Source organism: Streptomyces sp. NBC_00376, from assembly GCF_036077095.1.
GTDB lineage: Bacteria > Actinomycetota > Actinomycetes > Streptomycetales > Streptomycetaceae > Streptomyces.
In genome coordinates this window covers 355,252-372,960 of the sequence record NZ_CP107960.1, presented here as the reverse complement: position 1 = coordinate 372,960, position 17,709 = coordinate 355,252, and the positions used below count along the sequence as shown (strand labels likewise).

13 protein-coding genes are annotated in these 17,709 nt (G+C 68.4%); 6 read left to right on the top strand and 7 right to left on the bottom strand.

Annotation, left to right across the window (positions count from 1 at the left end; translation table 11 throughout):
• Positions 1-21: 21 nt before the first annotated feature.
• Complete coding sequence (locus OG842_RS01935) at positions 22-603, bottom strand: hypothetical protein (RefSeq protein WP_266726839.1); 582 nt, start codon at positions 601-603, stop codon at positions 22-24.
• Between the two features lie 232 nt (positions 604-835).
• On the opposite strand from OG842_RS01935, the gene OG842_RS01930 reads away from it, so the two are divergent.
• On the top strand, positions 836-1,435 hold the full coding sequence (locus OG842_RS01930; protein WP_266733381.1) for a DinB family protein: 600 nt from the start codon (positions 836-838) through the stop codon (positions 1,433-1,435).
• Positions 1,436-1,620: 185 nt separating this feature from the next.
• On the opposite strand, the gene OG842_RS01925 is transcribed toward OG842_RS01930, so the two are convergent.
• The 5 genes from OG842_RS01925 to OG842_RS01905 all read right to left on the bottom strand — a co-directional run bounded on the left by OG842_RS01925 (position 1,621) and on the right by OG842_RS01905 (position 9,028).
• On the bottom strand, positions 1,621-2,136 hold the full coding sequence (locus OG842_RS01925) for a DUF402 domain-containing protein (protein WP_266726837.1): 516 nt from the start codon (positions 2,134-2,136) through the stop codon (positions 1,621-1,623).
• 72 nt (positions 2,137-2,208) lie between these two features.
• Positions 2,209-4,656, bottom strand: a complete 2,448-nt coding sequence (locus tag OG842_RS01920; RefSeq protein ID WP_266726835.1) for a glycoside hydrolase family 2 protein — start codon at positions 4,654-4,656, stop codon at positions 2,209-2,211.
• Positions 4,657-4,944: 288 nt separating this feature from the next.
• Positions 4,945-5,979, bottom strand: coding sequence for a LacI family DNA-binding transcriptional regulator (locus OG842_RS01915; RefSeq protein ID WP_266726833.1), 1,035 nt, complete (start codon positions 5,977-5,979; stop codon positions 4,945-4,947).
• 235 nt (positions 5,980-6,214) lie between these two features.
• Entirely contained in the window at positions 6,215-7,765 is a 1,551-nt protein-coding gene (locus OG842_RS01910) for a right-handed parallel beta-helix repeat-containing protein (protein WP_266726831.1), read from the bottom strand.
• A 447-nt stretch (positions 7,766-8,212) separates the two neighbouring features.
• On the bottom strand, positions 8,213-9,028 hold the full coding sequence (locus OG842_RS01905) for an endonuclease/exonuclease/phosphatase family protein (protein WP_266726829.1): 816 nt from the start codon (positions 9,026-9,028) through the stop codon (positions 8,213-8,215).
• A gap of 289 nt (positions 9,029-9,317) precedes the next feature.
• Between OG842_RS01905 and OG842_RS01900 the strand changes: the two genes are divergently transcribed.
• From OG842_RS01900 to OG842_RS01880, 5 genes are all read left to right on the top strand, one after another.
• The gene (locus OG842_RS01900) at positions 9,318-10,505 is read left to right on the top strand and encodes an ROK family transcriptional regulator (RefSeq protein ID WP_266726827.1); all 1,188 of its coding nucleotides are present in this window, start codon (positions 9,318-9,320) and stop codon (positions 10,503-10,505) included.
• A 132-nt stretch (positions 10,506-10,637) separates the two neighbouring features.
• On the top strand, positions 10,638-11,975 hold the full coding sequence (locus OG842_RS01895; protein WP_266726825.1) for an extracellular solute-binding protein: 1,338 nt from the start codon (positions 10,638-10,640) through the stop codon (positions 11,973-11,975).
• A complete protein-coding gene (locus OG842_RS01890; RefSeq protein ID WP_266726823.1) occupies positions 11,962-12,981 on the top strand; it encodes a carbohydrate ABC transporter permease in 1,020 nt (339 codons plus the stop codon). The genes OG842_RS01895 and OG842_RS01890 overlap by 14 nt, the downstream gene beginning before the upstream one ends.
• A gap of 2 nt (positions 12,982-12,983) precedes the next feature.
• Positions 12,984-13,838: a carbohydrate ABC transporter permease gene (locus tag OG842_RS01885; protein WP_266726821.1), complete on the top strand. Its 855-nt coding sequence runs from the start codon at positions 12,984-12,986 to the stop codon at positions 13,836-13,838.
• Positions 13,839-13,846: 8 nt separating this feature from the next.
• Complete coding sequence (locus OG842_RS01880; protein WP_266726820.1) at positions 13,847-15,487, top strand: beta-N-acetylhexosaminidase; 1,641 nt, start codon at positions 13,847-13,849, stop codon at positions 15,485-15,487.
• Positions 15,488-15,756: 269 nt separating this feature from the next.
• On the opposite strand, the gene OG842_RS01875 is transcribed toward OG842_RS01880, so the two are convergent.
• A complete protein-coding gene (locus tag OG842_RS01875) occupies positions 15,757-17,289 on the bottom strand; it encodes an MFS transporter (protein ID WP_328512073.1) in 1,533 nt (510 codons plus the stop codon).
• Between the last annotated feature and the right edge of the window lie 420 nt (positions 17,290-17,709).

Sequence of the window (17,709 nt, the reverse complement as noted above, 5' to 3'; positions counted from 1 at the left end):
ATGGCCGTCGGGGCCCCTGGATCAGTTTGTTGCCCTCCGGGCCCGCGCCCGCTCCCATGACCACGAACCCGCACCCACCAGCAGAGCCGTTCCCAACGCGTACACCGGCACCCAACGTGTCGTCGTCGCAGCGAGACTGTCGGCAATGGCCTGGCGGCTCCGCATCCGCTGAGCATGGGCCAGCGCGTCGGCATCATGACCGGCCAGGTTCCCCGGAGCGGCCCGCGTTCGCAGGCTCTCGTACCGGCCGGACTCCACGCACCCGTGCCGGATGCCCGGCATCGGGAACAGCCAGTCCCAGCGCTGCAGTGCGGGCGCCAGCGCAAGTGCCACGCACAGACCCACTACCAGCGAGAAGGCGGCCAGGCTCCATCCGTGGGCGGCCCGTCGATCCGGCGTCCACACCGGCACATGGCCGAACGACAGGACCACCGCGAGCAACGTCACGCCGAGATAGGTGGAGAACCACTCCCATGACCCCTGCGCAAGCGAGAACGCCAGCACCACGGCAAGGGCGGTCCCGAGAACACCGGCATCGCCGGCCGTCCGCTCCCCGATGCCGACCACAGAGCCCCGGGCACCTCGACGGCTGCGCACATTCACACGTTCTCTCCTGCCTGCCTCCGGAGCGCCAGCCTCCCGCAGAGGCCCGTTGCCACCCTTCGACACCACAGTGGTACGTCTCCGACCACACCCGAACGGCACAGCCACCAGCCATCCGGTCACCCCCAGCCGCTCCGGCGGCCATGAGGCCACTCCGGCCGCGCGGCCGGTCAGGGCCCGCTGACGATGCCGTGGAGCCCGGTTGTCAGTGCTGGATGCAAGACTGCTCGGCGTGATCGAACCGAATCCGAAAGTGGACCTGCTCCGTTACCTGCAAGACGGGCGTGACGCCCTGTTGTGGAAGCTCGATGGGCTCTCGGAATACGACGTCCGTCGCCCGCTGACCCCTACGGGAACGAACCTGTTGGGGCTGGTCAAGCATCTCGCCGGCGTGGAACTGGGTTACTTCGGCGACACGTTCGGGCGGCCGTTCTTCAACGAGGAGCCGCCGTCCTGGTGGTATACGGAGGATGCAGAACTCAACTCGGACATGTGGGCCACCGCAGACGAGTCGCGCGAAGAAATAGTTGGGCTCTATCACCAGGCGTGGGAGCACTCCAACACCACGATCGAGACGCTGGCACTTGACGCGATCGGTCACGTCCCGTGGTGGCCGAGCGAACGACGCGAGGTGACACTGCACCACATCCTGGTGCGCGTGATCTCCGATACCCAGCGGCACGCCGGCCATGCCGACATCGTGCGCGAGCTCATCGACGGAAGTGTCGGGTACACGCAGAGCCAGGACAGTCTCCCATCAAGCGATCAGGCATGGTGGGAGAGCCACCGGCGCCGACTGGAGGACGTGGCGCGAGAAGTCGGCGACAACTGACCCTGCCCTGCCCTGTTCCCTACCCGTCGGCACTGGGTCGGCCGGATGGTGTCATTCAGCCGGCTCGGCCCACTCGACTTGTCCTTTCGGCCTGTGCTTCGACCTCCCCCAAGGGCTGCGGTGTTGTCCGAGACCGTTGCGGCCCCGAGCCCGTAGCCAGGGGGCTCCCGAACCGCCGGAGGAGGTCAGAGGAGGCCGAGCCAGTAGCGGTACGCCGAGGCGAAGGGTTCGACGCCGTTCCCCTCGCGAAGGCCGGCTTCCATCAACCACTCGCACGTCTGCCGGGCCTTGCTGATGAGGCCTGCGGGATAGCCGTAGCTCACTCGATGTTCGGCGAACTCGTCCTCGTCCTCGACATGGGCTTCGCCGCCATGGAGCCGCACGACATCGAGATCGAGGTCCACCATGCGCAGCACGGCCCCGCTCGGGCTCCACTCGGGTGCCGTGCACACGTCGCAGTAGATCTCGGGGCCCGGGTCCACGCAGAACGTGGCTGTCCACCATTCACCGCGAGGTACCAACGTCACGTAGGCGAACCGGCTCGTCCAGCCGCCCGTGGCCGAACGGACGGGGACACCCTGCGCCGTGCCCAACCACACCCCGTGCTCGTCTTCACCCAGCCGGACAGCAGTCCACCGCGCGCTCAGGCTGCCGTCGTATTTCCGGATGTCGACCAGCACGGAGGTGCACTTTACGATCACTCCAAAAGGCTTACCCGACAGCGCTGTCGAAATACCAGTGGCTGCTTCCCGGCCCGGCGGACGGGGCGCTCATCACCCTCCCGACCCTCCCACGCTGAACAGGGCATCACGCGCGGTGGCCACGTCGGGGTCGGTCCAGCCGCTGACTGAGATCCGTGCCTCTTCGCCAGGGAGCAGCGTGATCAAGCCGCGGTCCGCCACGGCGTCGGGCCCCAGCCGGTCGGGCTGGAGCAGGAGATCGCGCACCAGCGTCCGTGCCGTGACGACGATGTCGACTGCACCAAGTGCGCGCCCGGCTCCAGCTTCGGCTTCGGCTCCGGTTCGGGTGCCGGTTTCGGGATCGAGACGGACGTCGTACTGCGGCACCGGGTAGGCGAACTCCTTGTCGAGTACGGGGAAATACACCGCCCGGAGTCCGTCGGCATCGGCCACCAGGAATTCCCTGAAGGAGCCCTTTTCCGGCAGCAGCGGGCTCGGCACCGTCAGTCTGGTGACCGTCCGCGGGCCCGCTTCCAGCTCCACTGACGCCTCGTGCAGCACGGTTCCCTCCGCGTCGAGCCGACGCAGGTGGACCGTCGTGCGCCAGTCGGAGCCGGACTGATTGTCGAGGGCGAGTACGGGACCGTCATCCGTGGGGACGAGGGAGAGCAGCCGGTCCGCGTAGAGCCGCCGCAGCTCGTGGTAGAGCGGCTTGAGCCGGCCGTCGCCGTCGATGGCGGCCCACGAGCTGACCGGCCAGCAGTCGTTGAGCTGCCAGAGAACGGTGCCTGCACACACCGGCCAACTTGCCCGCCAGTGCTCGATACCCGCGGCGACGGCGCGCGCCTGGACGACCTGAGCCAGGAAGTGCCACCGGTCGAAGTTCCCCTCAGGCAGGCCGAAATGACGCTCGATGCCTCGGTTCAGTTTGCCGTTGCCGCCCTCTGCCTTCTGGTGGTGCAGCATGCCGGGGGAGTCGGGGGCGAGCCGCTCGCCGGGCAGGGCACGATGGAGCGTCGCGAGGGCGGGGGGAGCCTGCCAGCCGAACTCGGCGCAGAAGCGGGGCACGTCTGCCCGGTACTCGGCGTAGTCCTGACGGTTCCACACCTCCCACGAGTGGTGGGTACCGTGCCGGGGATCGTTGGGATGGTGGTCCCATGACCCGGACCAGGGACTGCCCGCCGTGTACGGGCGCGTCGGGTCCAGCTCGGCGACGATCCTGGGCAGCATGCCGAGGTAGTAGCCCTCGCCCCAGGAATTGCCGGCCAGCGGCTGCTCCCAGTCCCAGTCCCGGAACCCCCAGAGGTTCTCGTTGTTGCCGTTCCACAACACCAGACTCGCGTGTGGCATCAGCCGGATAACGTTGTCACGCGCCTCTGCTTCGACCTCTCCGCGCAGTGGCTGCTCCTCCGGGTAGGCGGCGCACGCGAACGGGAAGTCCTGCCAGACCATGAGACCCAGCTCGTCGCACACGTCGTAGAACGCGTGGTCCTCGTAGATGCCTCCGCCCCAGATACGGATCAGGTCGACGTTGGCCTCGGCGGCCTGGGTCAGTCGCTTCCGGTAGCGCTCGGGCGTGACCCGGGAGGGCAGGACGTCGTCGGGGATCCAGTTGACCCCGCGCGCGAAGATCCGTACGCCGTTGACGACGAAGGTGAAGCCGGTGCCGTGGGAATCCGCCGAGCGGTCGGCTTCCACCGTGCGGAAGCCGACGCGGCGCGTCCAGGCGTCGAGCCGCTCACCTCGCTCGTCGAGCAGCGTCACGTCGAGGTCGTACAACGGCTGGTCGCCGTATCCCCGCGGCCACCACGGCGCGGGGTTCTCCACGTTCAGGCACAGTACCGCGCTGTCGCCTTCGAACGCGATCTCCGCCTCCGTGCCGGCGACGGTGGCGCGGAGGGTCAGCCGCCGGCCGGTGCCGTTCGCGGTGCGTTCCGTGCGTACCCGCAGTTCGACGTGGCCGGTGGAACCGTCGACCGAGACGAGGGGGCGGACCTCGGCGAGGCGGGCGGTGGACCAGTGTTCGAGGCGCACCGGCCGCCACATCCCGGCGGTCACGACGGTCGGACCCCAGTCCCAGCCGAAGCTGCACGCCATCTTGCGGATGTACTGGAAGGGCTCGGGGTAGGCGTTCGGGCGCTCCGCGGTCAGGGCGCGGACGCGGTCCGCCTCGTCGTAGGCCGATGCGAATCTCACTTCGAGCCGTCCGGCCCGCCCCGTGACGTCGAAGCGGTGGACGCGGTGCATGTTGCGCGTGGTGCCGAGGCTTTCACCGGCGAGGACGACCTCGGCGGCGGTGTCGAGTCCCTCGAAGACCAGCTCGGCCCGCTCGTGCTCGCTGCTGTGGTGCAACTCGCTCACGTAGGACCACGCCCGCCGTCCCACCCAGGCGATCTCGGTCTCGTTGTGGCCGATGAAGGGATCGGGTATGACCTGGGCGGCGAGCAGATCGGTGTGGACACAGCCGGGGACACGGGCAGGCAGCAGCGCGTCCTCGTGGCGCAGGCTCCAGCCCTCGTTCAGCGGGGTGACGTCCTTCATGGTGTGGGGCTCCAATCGCCTGGCAGCTGATGGATGCGTATACGGGGTGACGCGGTTGACCCGGTGATCGGCACACTGTCCGTCCATGAACCGGTGAAGCTTTGAATGGTTCACTTTCAGCCGCCAACAGGGCGCCTATGCGCCTGACTTGTGTGTTCCTGACGGGTATTGGTTACAGATGGGCATCGCCCGACGAACGTGAACTTTACCGGTTCAGGTTCGGCTGGCATAGTGCCGCCACTCGGTGTGACTGCCGTCATTTCACGCCGAACCGGGCCGGATCTCTGCTCAACGAGGGTGCGAAACGCCGCTCGGGGGCGGGCCGGTACTGCCCCGGGGGACGAAGCCGGCGCATCCCACGCGGGCGTTCCCCACCTCGTCACCTGCGACGAGGGACAGGAGTGCGCTTGCCGCGCGTGCGCCGTGGCCCGGAATGTCACGGGTGACCACCGAGAGCACGGGGCGGACCACCTGGGTGAGCGGGGACTCGTCCCACGCCACGACCGAGAGGTCGGCGGGGACGGAGAGGTTCAGTTCCTGGGCCACCGAGAGCGCCGCGACGGCCATGATGTCGTTGTCGAAGACGATCGCCGTGGGGCGCACGGGCGAGATCATCAGGCTCCGTGCCGCGCGGGCACCCTCGTCGCCCGTGTAGTCGGTGTGGATCACGGTCGCCCCGGGGATCCCGGCCTCCCGGCAGGCCGCGCCCAGGGCCGCGTCCCGCACCGCCGTGTGCGCCAGTCCGGCGGGCCCGGCCACACGTGCGATCCGGCGATGGCCGAGTGCCGCCAGGTAGCGGACGATCTCGTGGACGCTCTCGCCGTCGTCGGACCAGATCGCGGGGAGTGTGCCCGCCGCGTGGGGCGGCCCGATGGCGACCGCGGGCAGGTCGAGCGCCTCGATGGCGGGAGGGCGGGGGTCGTCGGTCTGCAGGTCCATCAGGAGCACGCCGTCGACCCGCCGTTCACCCCACCAGCGCCGGCACAGTTCGATCTCGCTCTCCTGCGAGGCGACCATCTGCAGCATCAGCGCGTACGAGCGCTCGACGAGGACGCTCTCCACCCCACTGATGAACTCCATGAAGAACGGCTCGACACCCAGCGTCCGGGCGGGGCGCCGCACGGCAAGACCCACTGCCTGCGCCCGACCGCCGGTGAGTGCGCGGGCGGCGCTGTTGGGACGCCAGCCCAACTCCTCGGCGATCTTCTTGATCGATGCCCGGGTGGTCGCGGAGACGCCCGGCAGGTCGTTGAGCGCGTAAGAGACCGCCACCTTGGAGACACCGGCGCGGCGTGCGATGTCCGCCATGGTCGGCCGCTTCACACGCCGCTCCTGTTCTGCGCCGAGCTGTTCAACGTGGGGAGAGTCTGGAGAGACCTTATCGCTCGGCCGGGCCGCATCGAGCGCCGGTGCCGCGCCCGGTGGACGAATCGAGATCGGTTGCCGGTCTGCAGGTCTACCGGCCGGGCGGCCGTACCGCGATTCTCGCGGGAGGCTGCCCGGCCGGAAGCCGTTACGAGGCTCTGCCGGTGTCGGCGGTGGCTGTCGGCTGGAGCGGCTACACGGTTCCGGGGCCCTGGTAGGCGCCCATGTTCGGCGGGTTGCCGACCGGGTTTCCGTACAAGTCCCGGTCCGGAGAGCCCGGGACGGGGGTGCCCACGTGCAGGGCCGGGGAGCCGGAGCGCAGACGCAGGCCCAGGGGCAGGGCGCCGGTGGGGTCGGAGAGCAGCGGGTCGGCGGTGGTGCCGCCGGGGTTCGCGGGCGTGCCGACCGTGTTCACCAGGTCGTTGTGGGAGAGGGTGACGCCGCCGCTCCTCAGGTTGAAGGAAGCGGTGCCGGCGCCTTCCTTGACCACGATGTTGTTGGCGAACGCGATCTCGTGCTTCTCGGTCGTGTTCTCGTTGACGACGGTCTGGCTGACGCCGTCGCCGGCGTAGATCGTGTTGTTGTGGAAGCGGACGTCGTCGAAGGAGCCGCGGCAGGTCTCTATGCCTCGGAAGTGGTCGTTGCGGCTGATGTTGTAGCGGATGATCGCGTTGCCGAGCTTGCCGGTGGCGGTGCAGACGAGGAAGAATCCGCCCGCGTTGTCGTGGCTGACGTTGTACTGGAAGACGGTGCCGAAGGTGCCCTCGTCGACGTCGTACGCCATGCCGTCGCGGGTGGTCTCGCCGCCGGACACCTCGTTGTACTGGAAGACGGTGTTGTCGGCGTTCCAGGGCCACATGCCCGCGTTGTAGCCGGCGGAGCGGCGCTGAAAGCCGTCGAGGCGGTTGTGCTCGACCAGGGTTCCGTCGGTCGCGGTGATGACGATGCCGTCGCCGCCGAGGTCCTCGAGGGTGTTCCCGCGCACCACGATGCGGGTGGAGGGCAGGTAGGCGGGCCCGTTCGGGTCGTGATCGCCGTGCACCGGACGGTTGTTCCAGGTGGAGGCGAAGTAGATGCCCTCACGGTCGACGGTGCGGACGGTGTTGCCGGCGACGACCACGTCGTCGAACCTGGTCGGCTTCTTCGAACCCGTTACGGAGAAGAGGATGCCCGCCGAGCCCTCGGTGCCCTTGGTGTCGTCGCCGCGGATGTCGTGGATGTCGAGGCCGGTCAGCCGGTAGTGGGTGCCGGTGCCGAAGTCCTGGAGCTGGACCCGTACGCCTCGCTTGTTACGGCCCGGAGCACCCGAGTTGGTGATCTCCAGGTCCTTCGCCTCGACCCACTGGGTGTCTTTCAGCAGCAGGGTCTCGGCGTTGCCGCCGCCGTCGATCACGGGCTTGGCGCCGGTGCCGTACGCTCCGATCACCATGGGCTTGCCCTCCCGGCCCGATCCGTTAGGGGCGAGGGTGCCGGTGCAGCGGGTGCCACGCTTGAGCAGGATCGAGCTGCCGGTCTTCAGATCCAGGCGGTTGACCTGGTCCAGGGTCCTCCAGGGCCGGCTGCGAGAGCCGTTCTCCGTTCCGGACGCGGTCCCGCAGTCGACGTACTGGACCTGCCGGGCACTGTCGCGAGGGGTGTTCGTCGCTGAGGCGGCCGGTGCGGTGGATGCTGCCAGTGCGACGGCGACGAGTGCCGCACTCGCCGTGCGTACGGCTTCGGAGCGGCGTGGCAAGGGGATGTTCATCTGTCTCCGCTTTCCTTGTGTTGCTTCTCTGCCGCGCTCGGAAGCGGGCGGCCGGGCATGGGTTTCGGTTCGCATGGAGAGGCGTCGCACAGCGAGGCGGCCGCTCGGAAGATGTCGTCACCTGAATCGGCGGACGGTCCCGCCACTGTGGTCACGAGTCGGCTGACACCGCATTCGCCGGGTCCGCTTCGTCGGCGGATCGCTCCAGAAGTTCGGTGACGCAGGTGAGAGTCAGGAGATGGGACCGGGAAATGGGACCGGGAAATGGGACCGGGAGGTGGGGGCGGGGCTGACTTCGGCCCCCGGAGCCGGCCCGTATATGAATCTGCCCTTGAGGCCGCCCTCGAAGTCGGTCCTCAAGGGCAACCCTCGAACCGATCCCTGAACAGGGACTTCAGTCGGCCTCTCGACAACTTTGGATTTGCTGCGGTGAGAGGTGGGCCCGCGCTACCGGATGCTGAGTTCGACCCGCAGCGGCCGGTGGTCGGAGATCGCCATGTCCAGGACCTGGGCCCGCCGGGCGTCGACCCCCTTCGAGGCGAACACGTAGTCGATGCGCTCCCGCGGATTCACCGAGTCGTACGTGAAGCCGTCACCCTTCCCGGCCACCGGCCAGGTGTCGGTGAGCCGCTTGGTCACCGAGGCGATCTCCTCGCTGTCCGGCGTCGCGTTGAGGTCGCCCACCAGCACCGTGGGAAGACGGGCGCCGTTCACGATCGTGTTGATCGCCGCCACCTGCGTGTGTCGCTCGGCCTGCGAAGTGTGCTCCAGATGCGTGTTCAGGAAGCGGAACTTCTTGCCTCGCACCATGAGGTCGGCCTCCAGCAGACCCCGCTGCTCGCCCGTCTCCGATCGGGGCAGGAGCGTGTTGTGGGAGTTCACGATCGGGAAGCGCGACAGGATCGCTGTCCCGTACTGGCGTCGCGGATCACCCGGCCTCTCCGGGTCCAGGTCCAGGTTCGTTCCGTAGGCCAGGTGAAGGTCCAGTCGCTCCGCGAGCCACTCCGCCTGATCGACGAATTCACTGCGCGAGGCGAAGTGCCGGTCCACCTCCTGCAGGCCGATCACATCGGCCCCCGACTGCCGTACTGCCTGGGCGACGTGATCCAGATTCAGAACATCGTCCGGATCCGCGCCGTGGTGAATGTTGAACGTCATCACCGTCACGTCACGTCCGGGCACCGACGCCGAGGACGCCGAGGCCGAAGCCGACGCCGGCCCGGCGGCGGCCAGAGCCGTCGCCGCGGTCAACGCCGTCACCATGATCAACGCGCATCTGTCCCACACACGAGACACACCACACCTCCGAATGGCATAGGAAACGAACGCCAACTCACGGCGCCCCGAGGGTGGTTGAACATAACCGCACTCACTCAAACACTCAACTGGTGAATTCTCTTAGTATGTCTGATTTCTGGTTCAGTGACGCGATAGTCGGATATGGGTGGTGCGGATTTTGGTCGCGCGGACCTCTTGACGTCGTGTCCCCTCGCCTCCAACATATCCAAAGTCCTTTAATTAAAGGGTCTTTACTTACCTGGAGGGGAACTCTGTGGCCGATCCGTTCCTGCCGCCGACCGACCCCCGCCGCCGTGCCGAACGCGGTCTGGCGCGGGTGTCCGCCCGTCGGCGACCGCCCGAGCGGACCAAGGCGAGCACGCTGGACAGCAGGATCCACAACCGCGCGCTGGTTCTGGCGACGCTGTACCACCAGGGCGCGATGAGCAGATCGGAGATCGCGCGGACCCTGAGGCTCACCGCCCCCACGGTGTCCGCGCTCATCGCCGAACTGGAGGGAGACGGGCTCGTCGTCGACACCGGTCCTCGCAAGGGCAGCCGGCTGGGCAAGCCGGCAAGTGTGATGCGGATCGACGACGACGCCGCCCACATTCTCACCGTGGACCTGTCGGGCAGTGAGTACTTCAGCGGCGCGGTCCTCAACCTGCGCGGAGATGTGGTCCAGCGTGCCCGCGTGCGGTACGGAGACATCCTCGGCGAACGTGCCATCGAACTGGTATTTCAGCTTGTCGGCGAACTGATGGACCTCGCACCGCGGCGCATACTCGGCATCGGGGTCGGCTCGCCAGGCATCGTCGGCGACGCCGGAGTCATTCATCACGCAGCCCATCTGGGCTGGAGCGAACTGCCGCTCGCCGCACAGCTCGCCGAACGGTTCGGTGTGCCGGCCTATGTCGGCAACGACGTGAACATCGCCGCTCTGGCCGTGCTGCACTTCCGGAACGCCAAGACGCAGAACCTCATGGTCATCACGATCGAGCACGGTGTGGGCGCGGGCCTGATCGTGGGCGGTGAACTCGTCGAGGGCGAGCAGTTCGCCGCCGGTGAGATCGGGCACGTAACGGTCGACGAGGACGGCGATCCGTGTATCTGTGGACATCGCGGATGCCTGGAGCCACTGATCGACGCGGCCGAACTGCGTATGCGTCTGGCCGGCCGTGACCCGTCAGAACACGACGCCGTACTCGCCGACGCGGGCCGGGCGCTGGGCTCCGTCCTCGCCCCGATCAGCAGTGTGCTCAACCTCAACGAGATCGCCCTGCTGGGCCCGCCGGACCTTGTCGAGGGCTCCTTCCTCGACGCCGCGGCCGCGGTGATCCGGGCACGTACATACGCGCCCATCAGCGCGTCACTGACCATGCGGTCGTTCGCCGGCGACTCGGACCTGATCCTGCTCGGCGGGGCCAGCATCGTCCTCGCCGGCGAGCTGGGCGTGTGGTGAGGCACGAGCCCTGCCCGGCTGCCGCCGGCCCCGCTCCTCTTCCTCTTCCTCTTCCTCTTCCTCTTCCTCTTCTCGGAACCCGCTCTTCCCAGAGCCCCTTCCTCCAAGACCCCCTTTTCTCCAGGAGTTTCCATGACACGCAAAGGCATGCGGTACAGCGCACTCGTGGCCGTCACCCTCACCGCGGCCCTCGGCGCGAGTGCCTGTTCGGGGTCGGCGGGCAGGGGCTCGGGCGGCGACTCGAAGCCCCGGGCGGTCCCCGTCGTCAAGGGCGAGGGAAAGACCCTGACCGTGTGGGTGATGGATGGCGACTACTCCGACGCCACGCTCAAGGCGATGAACGACCGGTTCACCGAGCAGACCGGCGCCAAGGCGAAGGTGGAGGTCCAGAACTGGGACGGCATCACCACCAAGATCACCACCGCGCTCGCGACGTCGACCCCGCCGGACGTCATCGACATAGGCAACACGCAGGTGGCGAGCTTCGCCGCCAGCGGAGGGCTGATGGACCTCACCCCGTACACCAAGGATCTCAGGCAGGGCCAGTCCTGGCTGGCCGGCCTCGAAGAGCCCGCGACGGTGGACGGACGGCTTTACGCCGTGCCCTCGTTCGCCGGAGCCCGCGCGGTGATCTACAACAAGAAGATCTGGGCCGAGGCCGGCGTGAAGACCGTCCCCACCACCTTCGATGAACTGACCAGCGCCCTGCGCAAGATCCGCGCCGACAACCCCGCCCCCGACTTCTCACCCTTCTACCTGCCGGGTCGGTACTGGCACACCGGTGTGCAGTTCGTGTGGGACGCGGGCGGCGACATCGCGGCGAAGCAGGGCTCCACCTGGAAGGGGACCCTCGGCACCGAAGCGGCGCAGCGCGGGCTGAACGAGTACAAGCAGTTCCAGAACGAGTTCTCCGCGCCGTCCACCCGCACCATCGATACACTCAACCCCGACCAGACCCGGGTCTTCGCGGACGGCAAGGCATCGGCGATGAGCGCGACCAACGCCACGATCGCCCTCATCAAGAAGGCCAACCCCAACTTCAAGGAATCCGACCTCGGAACCTTCCCGTTCCCGGGCAGGTCCGGCAAGTCCCAGCCCGTGATGCTCGGCGGCTCCGACTGGGGCATCGCGGCCAAGAGCGCCAACTCGGACCTCGCGCTGCAATGGGTGAAGATCGCCACCGCGCCGGACGTGCAGAAGCAGTGGATCGCCGGCAACGACGGCTGGATCCCGAACAGCGCGGGGGCGGTAAAGGCCGCCAGCAGCGAGGCCGAACCCCTGTTCCGGGGATTCTTCGACGCGGCCCTGCGGTCCAAGGCCACCCCGGCCGCCGCCGACTGGGCGGCAGTGGAGGGAAACAAGGACATCGACAAGGTGTTCTCCTCCATCGCCTCCGGGACCAGGAACGCGAAGCAGGCGGCCGACACCTTCGACGAGACAGCGGGCAAGGTTCTCAATGCCCAGCACTGAGCAGACCGTGCGCGGCAACCCGAAGGCGGCCCTCGCACCGTCCAGGCCAGGGCGCGCGGGCGATGCCCGGCCGCGGCGCCCCGGCGGTGCCGGAACACGTACCGCCTCCGCACGGCACCGTGGCCCGTGGGCGGCGTGGTGGCTGCTGACCCCCGCCGGGCTGGTGATGCTGGCCGTCACCGTCGCGCCGATCGCCTTCCTCGTCTACGCGTCGTTCACCGACTACGACCAACGCTCCCTGTTCACCGGCGCGTTCGACGTCGTCGGCACCCGGCAGTACACCGACCTCCTGTCGCAGTCGGAATTCTGGGACGCCCTGACCCGGACCGTCGTGTTCACCGCCGCGATGGTGGCGGGAAGCATGGCCGTGGGCGCCGGCGTCGCCCTGCTCCTCACCCGGCTGGGGGCGGCCATGCGTATGACCGTCACCATCGTCCTCATCCTCGCCTGGGCGATGCCGACGGTCGCCTCCTCCCTCGTGTGGAAGTGGCTCTTCCAGCCCGGATACGGCGTGGTCAACTGGCTGCTCACCCAGACCGGCCTCTTCGGCGACATGACCAACACCGACTGGTCCAACAGCGCACCCCTGGCCTATCTGTCCATCTGGCTGCTCATCGTCTGGCAGGCCGTACCGTTCATCGCGCTCACCCTTTACGCGGCGCTGAGCCAGATGCCGTCCGAGCTGCAGGAGGCAGCCCGGCTCGACGGGGCCGGCGAGTGGCGCCTGTGGTGGTCGGTCACCCTTCCGTTCCTCCGTCCGACACTGACGCTGGTGACCCTGATGTCGGTGATCTGGGACTTCAACGTCTTCAACCAGATCTGGCTCGTCTCGGCCGGAGGGCCCGACTCGGCGACAACCACGCTGGGGGTCTTCGCCTACCAGACCGCCTTCGTGGCTTTCCGCGTCGGCCAGGGCGCGGCGCTGTCCGTCGTCACGACCATCATGCTGCTCGCCGTCACCGCTCTGTACATCCGACGCCTGCTGCGCTCCGGGGAGGACCTGTGACCATGCTCCGCACACGCGGCGCCCGCTCCACCGCGGTCCGGGGCCGGCTGCTCAGCAACAGCCTGGCCATCCTGTTCTGTCTCGTATGGCTGTTCCCGGTCTACTGGATGGTCAACACCGCGCTCAAGCCCCGCTCCCAGGCGATGACGGCGACGCCGCAGTTCTGGCCGAGCTCGCCCACCCTGCACAACTTCGACGTCGCGCTCAATCGGACGGGGTTCTGGACGAACCTGTGGAACAGCCTGCTCGTGGTCGGCGGAACAGTGCTCGTCGCCGTTGTGCTCGGCAGGTTCGCGGCAGCCGCGGTCTCGCGGTTCCGGTTCCGCGGCCGACGCACCGTCATGGTCGCGATCCTCGTGGCGCAGATGCTGCCGGGAACAGCCCTGCTCATCCCCACCTTCCTGGTTTTCAACGAGGCCGGGCTGCTGGGTACCTACACGGGCCTGATACTCGCCTACCTCGCTCTGGCACTGCCGTTCTCGATCTGGGTGATGCGGGGATTCTTCGCGGCCATTCCCGTCGAGGTGGAGGAAGCCGCCCGCCTGGACGGAGCCTCGACCTGGCAAGTGCTCTGGAAGATCCTCTTCCCGCTGGTGCTGCCGGGCGTGATCGCGTCCAGCATCTTCGCGTTCATCGCCGCCTGGAACGACTACCTGATCGCCTACACGTTCATGAAGGACCGGAGCCAGTACACCCTGCCGGTGTGGCTGGCATCCTTCACCAACCCCGCCAGCGGAACCGACTACAGCGCGCAGATGGCCGGTTCGGTCATCTTCTCCCTCCCGGTGGTCGTGTTCTTCCTCCTCATTCAGCGCAAGTTGGTCTCCGGCATGTCGGCCGGAGCAGTGAAAGGATGACTCGCTCGATGCTCCTCCCTCGCCCCGTATCAGTGCACATCGACAACGGCGAGTTCGTCCTCGACGCTTCGACCTCGATCACCGCCGCGCCGGAGCTGTGCTCCACGGCCCGCTGGCTGCAGTCGGTCCTGAGGCCCTCCACCGGCTTGGACCTGCCGCTCCTGCCGGTCTCGTCCCTTCCGCCTCTCCGGTCCGAGGCGCGACACGTGATCGACCTGAGGCTGGGCGAGGGCCTGGGCCCGGAGGCGTACCGGCTCCGTGCGACCTCCGACGGCGTCGTCGTCGAAGGCGGCGACCGGGCCGGCGCCTTCTACGGATGCCAGAGCCTGCTCCAGTCGCTGCCCGCCGAGGTCCACCGCCGCTCCGAGGTGACCGGGGTGCGGTGGGCGATGCCCGCCGTACGCATCGAGGACGCGCCGCGGTTCGCCTGGCGCGGCACGATGCTGGACGTGGCACGGCACTTCATGCCGAAGCACGACGTGCTGCGCTTCCTCGACCTGATGGCCATGCACCGTCTCAACACACTGCATCTGCACCTCACCGACGACCAGGGCTGGCGGGTGGAGATTCTGCGCCACCCGAAACTCACGGAGGTCGGCGCGTGGCGGCGCGAGTCCCAGCTCGGTGCGTCCCCCGACGCCTCCGGGGACGGGCGGCCGCACGGCGGCTTCTACACCCAGGACGACATCCGCGAGATCGTCGGCTATGCGGCACAGCGGCACATCACCGTCGTGCCCGAGGTCGACGTGCCCGGGCACTCCCAGGCCGCGATCGCGGCCTATCCCGAACTCGGAGTCGGCGGTGGGCAGTCGGAGGTATGGACGCGGTGGGGCGTCAACCCCCGCGTTCTCAACACCGAGGAGTCGACCGTCGACTTCTTCCGCGACGTCCTCGACGAGATCATGGATCTCTTCCCCGGCCCGGTCATCGGAGTGGGCGGCGACGAGTGCCCCACGACCGAGTGGAGCGAGGACGCGCGCAGCCAGGAATTGATGCGCGAGCGCGGGCTGAGCCACGAGAACGAGCTGCGGTCCTGGTTCGTGCGGCAACTCGGCTCGCACGTCACCTCGCGCGGGCGGCAACTCCTCGGCTGGGACGACCTGCTGGAGGACGAGGTCCCGGCGGGAACCGTCGTCGCCTCGTGGCGCGGCATGACCGGCGCCGTCACCGCGGCGCGCAGGGGCCTGCGGGTGATCGCCTGCCCGGACGACCAGGTGTATCTCGACTACCGGCAGTCCGACCGCCCCGACGAGCCGATCCCCGTTGCCGTGCCCGTCACGGTGGAAACGGCGTACGGATTCGACCCGGTGCCGCCCGAGCTGACGGAGACGGAGCGCGCGCATGTCCTGGGCGGCCAGGCCAACATCTGGACCGAGCACATGGACTCACCACGGACCGTCGACTACTTCGCGTTCCCCCGCCTGTGCGCCGTCGCCGAGGCGCTGTGGACCACGGGTGACCGCAGGTACGAGGAGTTCCGCGGCCGTCTGGACCGTCATCTGGCCCGTCTGGACGCAGTCGGTGTCGAGTACCGCCGCGAGACCGGCCCCCTGCCGTGGCAGACCCGTCCGGGCATCGAGGGACGACCGTCGACGCCCGCCGAGCGGGAGGCTTTCATCGACGAGCTCGTGGCCGACATCAAGTCATAGCCGCGATCGAGCCCTGACCGCGCACTTTCGCGAGGCGGGCTGCTCAGTGGGTGATGGCGACCAGAACCGAGGAAATCGGCCCCTGACCGGTGAGAACAAGGATTGCTGAGGTCCTTTTCCCACCCCTGACGGAGGTACCTTCCAGGAGAGGACACATATGTCGGGTCCTGTTCGACGGCCGCCGTCAGGTGCAGAAATTCCTGCACCTGACGGCGGCGGGTAGCCGGCGCGTGCCCTGTCGGTGGCCGGTGCAGGCGGTCACGGACCGGTCAGTGGGCGTTCTCGGTGGGCCGGATGCCTCGCGGGATCCAGGCCCAGACCGCAGCGGCGGCGACCAGTGCCAGGGCGGCCCCGACGGCGAAGGCCGGGGTCATGCCGTGGGTGAAGGCGCGGGCGACCTGGTCCAGGAGCGAGGCGCCGTGGGCGCCGCCGAGCTCCTGGGCGGCGTGGGCTCCCTCACCGACCGAGTTGTGTGCCGCGGCCGGCGCGGAGGCGGGCAGGCTGCTTCGGTACAGGGCCCCGGCCAGGGAGCCGAGGGACGCCACGCCGAGGGCGGCGCCGAGTTCGTAGCAGGTCTCCTCGATCGCGGCCGCACCGCTGACGTGCTCGTTGGGAGTGGCGGCCATCAGGGTGACCGAAGCCACCGTCGTGGCGAGCCCGGCGCCGAAGCCGATCAACGTGAGGGCAGCCGCCATGACGGGGTAGCCGACGTGGTCGTCACCGTCCTGCGCCAGCCAGGGCAGGACCAGCCCCGCAGCCATCAGGACCAGGCCGGCCGTTACGACATGGCGGATCGGAAGGGCGCGCATGAGAACCGGGGCGAGCAGGGAGGTGACCACCAGGGCCAGCGGCGCGGGCAGCACCCGCAGCCCCGCCTGGAGGGGCGAGTACCCCTGTGCGTACTGGAACCACTGGGTGAGCAGGAACAGCACCGCACCGAGCGCGACCATGCCCAGGAAGAGGACCGTGGCCGAGACGCTGAAGGCACGGCTGGCGAACAGGCGCACATGCAGCAGAGGGTGGGCCAGTCGCAACTGACGGCGCACGAAAAGCGTCAGGACGAAGGCGGCGATCGCCAGCATCAGCCAGGGCAGGGGCGTGGTGAGCCCGCTCTTGCCGAGCTGCTTGATACCGGCGGCAAGGGCGAGCATGCCGACGATGGACTGGGCGACGCCGATCCAGTCCCAGCGCCCGGCGCGCGGCGCGAACGATTCGGGCAGCAGCCAGGCGCCGAGGGCGATGACGGTGAGCGCGATGGGGATGTTGAGCAGGAAGGCCGACTGCCAGCCGTAGTCCTCGACCAGGAGCCCTCCCACGACCGGGCCCAGCGCCATGCCGCCTCCCATGACTGCCGCCCACACCGCGTACGCGAGCGCCCGCTCGCGGGCGTCGGCGAAGACGTGCCGCAGGATCGACAGCGTGGTCGGCATGATCGCGGCACCCCCGACACCGAGCAGTGCGCGGGCGACGATCACGTGCCATGCCTCAGTGGCGGCCACCGCGCCCAGCGAGGCCGCGGCGAACAGCGCGAAGCCGACCAGCAGGAGCCGCTTGTGGCCCCACCGGTCGCCCAGCGCGCCTGCGGTCACCAACAGTCCCGACAGAGCGAGGGCGTACACATCAATGATCCACAACTGCTCCACGGCGCCGGGCTGAAGATCGGCGACCAGTGAGGGGAAGGCGACGTTGAGGATCGTGGTGTCCATGGCGATCAGCAGCAGGCTGCCGGAGAGGATCGCCAGGACGACCCAGCGGCGCGCGTGCACACGGTCTGCGACCGGGGCCACGGCGGGGCGGGACATTGAGACTCCAGAAGGTTGAGTAAGACGTTCAAGTCTTAAATGAGACATCAATGTATCACCGCTTTGTTCATTCCGGCAATCAGGACGATGCCGGACGTCTGCATGCGAGCAGAAGGCCACGGCTGCGGCTGCGAGTGTGGTCACGGGTGCGGCTGCAGGTGTGGTCACGCGTGCGGCCACGTCGAAAGAGACCGGGGGCGGAACCGGCCCGCCCGGTGGCCTTTGGCGGGCCATCCCGGCCGGGCCGTCCTCATGTGGGGCGGATACATGGAGGACGCACCCGCCCCACGACAGGTGATCAGAAAGGAACTTCCCAGTGATCTGAGTCGAAGATTCCCTGCCTGTTCTGGTGAGAATGGATCCCATGGACCATCTGCTGCACTTGGACCGCACACTCGACGAACTGGACCCACCTTGCTG